The sequence below is a fragment of the Azospirillum sp. B506 genome, from assembly GCF_000333595.1.
GTDB lineage: Bacteria > Pseudomonadota > Alphaproteobacteria > Azospirillales > Azospirillaceae > Azospirillum.
The window spans coordinates 1-4,262 of sequence record NZ_BADK01000356.1; the positions used below are offsets into that span (position 1 = coordinate 1).

The 4,262-nt window shown below is 68.8% G+C and carries 3 protein-coding genes and 2 pseudogenes; all 5 read left to right on the forward strand.

Going from position 1 to position 4,262, the window contains the following annotated elements:
* Positions 1–12: 12 nt before the first annotated feature.
* Positions 13–252, forward strand: a pseudogene (locus tag I71_RS35820) (UDP-N-acetylenolpyruvoylglucosamine reductase); the annotation flags it as partial.
* Positions 249–1,196, forward strand: coding sequence for a D-alanine--D-alanine ligase (locus I71_RS10960; protein ID WP_042694863.1), 948 nt, complete (start codon positions 249–251; stop codon positions 1,194–1,196). The pseudogene I71_RS35820 and the gene I71_RS10960, both read left to right, overlap by 4 nt.
* A complete protein-coding gene (locus I71_RS10965; protein WP_042694865.1) occupies positions 1,181–2,140 on the forward strand; it encodes a cell division protein FtsQ/DivIB in 960 nt (319 codons plus the stop codon). The genes I71_RS10960 and I71_RS10965 overlap by 16 nt, the downstream gene beginning before the upstream one ends.
* Before the next feature lie 98 nt (positions 2,141–2,238).
* Positions 2,239–3,513, forward strand: a complete 1,275-nt coding sequence (gene ftsA / locus I71_RS10970) for a cell division protein FtsA (protein WP_042694870.1) — start codon at positions 2,239–2,241, stop codon at positions 3,511–3,513.
* A 125-nt stretch (positions 3,514–3,638) separates the two neighbouring features.
* A pseudogene (locus I71_RS10975) lies at positions 3,639–4,262 on the forward strand (cell division protein FtsZ); the annotation flags it as partial.

The following is a 4,262-nucleotide window of genomic DNA, read 5'->3' on the forward strand; positions in this document are numbered from 1 at the left end:
TTCAGACCCTGAGGCCATAAGGCCTGGGAGCTGATCGACAGGGCCGGCTGCCGCGGACTGTCCATCGGCGACGCCCAGGTGTCGGAAAAACACTGCAACTTCCTGATCAACAACGGCACAGCCACCGCCGCCCAGCTGGAAGCGCTGGGCGAGGAGGTCCGCCGCCGCGTGTTCGCGACCAGCGGCGTGACGCTGGAGTGGGAAATCAAGCGCATCGGCATCGCTGCCGCCGAAGAAAGCACCGCCCAATGACCGAAGCCCTGCTCCACGCCCACAAGAAGCATGTCGCCGTCCTGATGGGCGGCTGGTCGGCCGAGCGCGAGGTGTCGCTGGTCAGCGGAGCCGGCGTCGCCAAGGCGCTGGAGGAGGAAGGCTACCGCGTCACCGCCATCGACGTGCAGCGCGACCTGGGCGGACTGATGCATGCCCTGTCCACCCCCCGCCCCGACGTGGTGTTCAACGCCCTGCATGGCCGCGGCGGCGAGGATGGGACGATCCAGGGCGTGCTGGAATTCCTGGGCCTGCCCTACACCCATTCCGGGGTCCAGGCCGCCGCCGTCGCCATGGACAAGGCGATGACCAAGCGCCTGCTGGACACCGTCGGCATCCGCTCGCCCAAGGGCATGGTGCTGTCCCGTGGGGAGATCACCGGCGGCAGCCACCCCATGCCGGCGCCCTATATCGTCAAGCCTGTGGACGAAGGCTCGACCGTTGGCGTAACCCTGGTCCGCGAGGGGCAGAACAGCCCGGTCGGCGATGCGTGGACCTTCGGTGAACGTGCGCTGGTCGAGGAGTTCATCCCCGGTCGCGAGCTGACCGTGGGCGTCATGGGCGACCGCGCTTTGGCGGTGACCGAGATCGTCTTTCAGGCTCAGGTCTACGACTACACCGCGAAATACAGCGCCGGCCATGCCGTCCACACCATCCCCGCCGCCATCCCCGAGGCGGTGGCGGAGGAGGCGAAGCGGCTGGCGGTGCTGGCGCACCACACCCTGGGCTGCCGGGGCGTGTCGCGCAGCGACTTCCGCTGGGATGACAGCCGGCCGGGAACGGACGGCCTGTACTTCCTGGAGATCAACAACCAGCCGGGCATGACGCCCCTGTCGCTGGTGCCCGAGCAGGCCGCGCATGTGGGAATCACCTACGGCGCGCTGGTCGGCTGGCTGGTGGAGAATGCCGCATGTCAGCTCGCCTGATGGCCAACCCGGACTTCCGCGCCGCCGCCGGTGCGCGCGCCCGGGACGAGATGCCGGTCCCGCCGCGCGCCATGGCCGCGTCGGCGGAAAAAGGCAAACGGCGCCGGGCCTGGCCGCGTTGGACCCGCTCCGCCGTCAAGACGGCGCTGCTGCTGGTGCCGGTGCTCGGGCTGACCGCCGCCGCCGGCTCCGCCTGGAAGCGCGGCAATCTGGCCGACACGGTCGAAGCGGCACAGGAGAGCGTCATCCGCCTGACCGGCGACATGGGTTTCCGCCTGTCCGAGATCCTGGTGGTCGGCCGCAGCGAGACCGAACGCGACGTGGTGCTTGACGCGCTGGGCGTGCGCCGGGGCGAGCCGATCCTGTCCATCGACCTGGCCGATGCCAAGCAGCGGCTGGAGGAACTGCCCTGGGTGTCGTCGGCCTCGATCGAGCGGCGCCTGCCGGGCTTCCTCTATATCCGCCTGTCGGAACGCCAGCCGATGGCGATCTGGCAGCATGAGCGCCAGTTTACCGTCATCGACCGCGCCGGCCGGCCACTGGCCGACGCCGCGGAACTGGCGCGCCGCGGCAACCAGCGGATCGAGACTTTGCCGCAGGTGATCGGCGCCAACGCCCCGCAGCAGGTCCACACCCTGCTGTCGGCGCTGGAGGGAGCGCCGACCATCGCGCCGATGCTGTCCTCGGCAAGCTGGATCAGCGATCGCCGCTGGAACCTGCAGCTCAGCAACGGCGTGACGGTGAAGCTGCCGGAAGGCACCGCCGAGATGCGCCGCGCGCTGCGTCAGTTGGAGCAGATGCACACGGCCAGCCATGTGCTCGACCGTGACATCGTCGCCATCGACCTGCGCCTGCCCGAGCGTGCCGCGATCCAGACGTCCGCCACCGCCCAGCTTCCCGGCTGGGAGGACGACGCGAAGAAGAAGAACGGCAAGAAGTCGTAAGACGGGACAGTGAGACTTGGCGGCGACAGGCTCTTGTGGGGAAGCGCCAATCGTCGACTGACAGGAGTTGAGGGAAAGTCTTGGGGGGCATGTTCGGGATGGGATTCAACGGCGCCAAGAAGCCGAAGCGGCCGGCCCGTGGCGGGATCGTCACGGCGCTGGACGTCGGCTCGACGAAGGTGTGCTGCGTCATCGCACGGATGGAGGAACCCGGCTCCCTCCGCGTGATCGGCGTCGGCCACCAGATCGCCACGGGCATCCGCGCCGGGACCATCATCGACATGGAAGCGGCGGAGACCTCGGTCGGCGCCGCCGTGCATGCCGCCGAACAGATGGCCGGCGAGACGGTGCATGACGTCGTCGTCAACCTGTCGATGGGCCATCCGCGCTCCCACGCCTTCACCGCCACCGTCCCGGTTTCCGGCCAGGAGGTGACGGAGGGCGACATCCGCCGCGCCATGGCCCATGCCCGCACCCTGCAGGCCGGCCCCGACCAGGCGCTGATCCATACCATCCCGCTGGGCTTCAGCCTGGACGGCAGCCGCGGCATCCGCGACCCCAAGGGGATGAGCGGCCACACGCTGGGCGCCCAGCTGCATGTCGTCACCGCGGCGGCCGGCGCCATCCGCACGCTGCACGCCTGCATTGCCCGCTGCCACCTGAACATCGAATCCATCGTGGTCAGCCCCTTCGCCTCGGGTCTCGCCTGCCTGGTGGAGGACGAGATGGAGATGGGGGCGGCTTGCGTCGACATCGGCGGGGGCGGCACCACCATCTCGATCTTCGCCGAGGGCAATCTGGTGTGGACGGGCTGCGTGCCCCTGGGTGGCCGGCACGTCACCAACGACATCGCCCATGGGCTGGCCACGCCGCTGATCCATGCCGAGCGGCTGAAGGTGCTCTATGGCAGCGCCCGGGTGAACCCGGCCGACGAGCGCGAGATGATCGAGGTGCCGCAGATCGGCGAGGACGAACGCAGCGGCAGCGGCACCGCCAGCCACCCGCGCTCCTTCCTGGTCAGCATCATCCAGGCGCGGATGGAAGAGATCTTCGAGGAGGTGCGCAGCGCCATCGAGCAGTCGGGCCATGCCAAGCTGGTCGGCCGCCGCGTCGTGCTGACCGGCGGCGCCAGCCAGCTGCCCAACACGCGCGAGATGGCCGCCCCCATCCTGGACAAGCAGGTCCGCATCGCCCGCCCCACCCGGATCGCCGGCCTCAACGAGGCGCATGGCGGCCCGGCCTTCTCGACGGTGGCGGGCCTTCTCCTACATGCCGTCCGCAACCCGACGGAGCTGATGGTGACCGGCCAAGAGGCGGTCGCGTCAACCGGGCTCCTCGGCCGCGTCGGCCTGTGGCTGCGGGAGAACCTCTAGATGAGACCTCCCATCGCCGCCATTCACCGATTCCCGAACGGACAGACACCGGACACAACCGGGCGCCGGTCGCGGCATATCAAACATCAAACCCAACGAAAACAGGTTGTGGAGGCCTGAACAGAATGATCAACGTGACCATCCCCCAGATCGAGCCCGAGCTGAAGCCGCGCATCACCGTGTTCGGCGTCGGCGGCGCCGGCGGCAATGCCGTCAACAACATGATCAAGTCGAACCTGGAAGGCGTGGACTTCGTCGTCGGCAACACCGACGCACAGGCGCTGAAGGGGTCCTTGTGCGAGAAGCGCATCCAGCTCGGCACCGGCACCACCCGCGGCCTGGGCGCCGGCTCCAAGCCGGACGTCGGCCGCGCCTCGGCCGAGGAGCAGATCGACGAGATCGTCCAGTATCTCGAAGGCTCCAACATGGTCTTCATCACCGCCGGCATGGGCGGTGGCACCGGCACCGGTGCGGCACCGGTCATCGCGCGTGCGGCCCGCGAGCGCGGCATCCTGACCGTCGGCGTCGTCACCAAGCCCTTCCATTTCGAGGGCGGTCACCGCATGCGGCTGGCGGAAGGCGGCATCGCCGAGTTGCAGCAGTATGTCGACACCCTGATCATCATCCCGAACCAGAACCTGTTCCGCATCGCCAACGAGAAGACGACCTTCGCGGACGCCTTCAAGATGGCCGACGACGTGCTGCATTCGGGCGTGCGCGGCGTCACCGACCTGATGGTGATGCCCGGC

Excerpts from the sequence above, each read along its gene's own strand:
- I71_RS10960 (WP_042694863.1), top strand. The coding sequence starts at position 249 with ATGACCGAAGCCCTGCTCCACGCCCACAAGAAGCATGTCGCCGTCCTG.
- I71_RS10965 (WP_042694865.1), top strand. The coding sequence starts at position 1,181 with ATGTCAGCTCGCCTGATGGCCAACCCGGACTTCCGCGCCGCCGCCGGT.
- ftsA (WP_042694870.1), top strand. The coding sequence starts at position 2,239 with ATGGGATTCAACGGCGCCAAGAAGCCGAAGCGGCCGGCCCGTGGCGGG.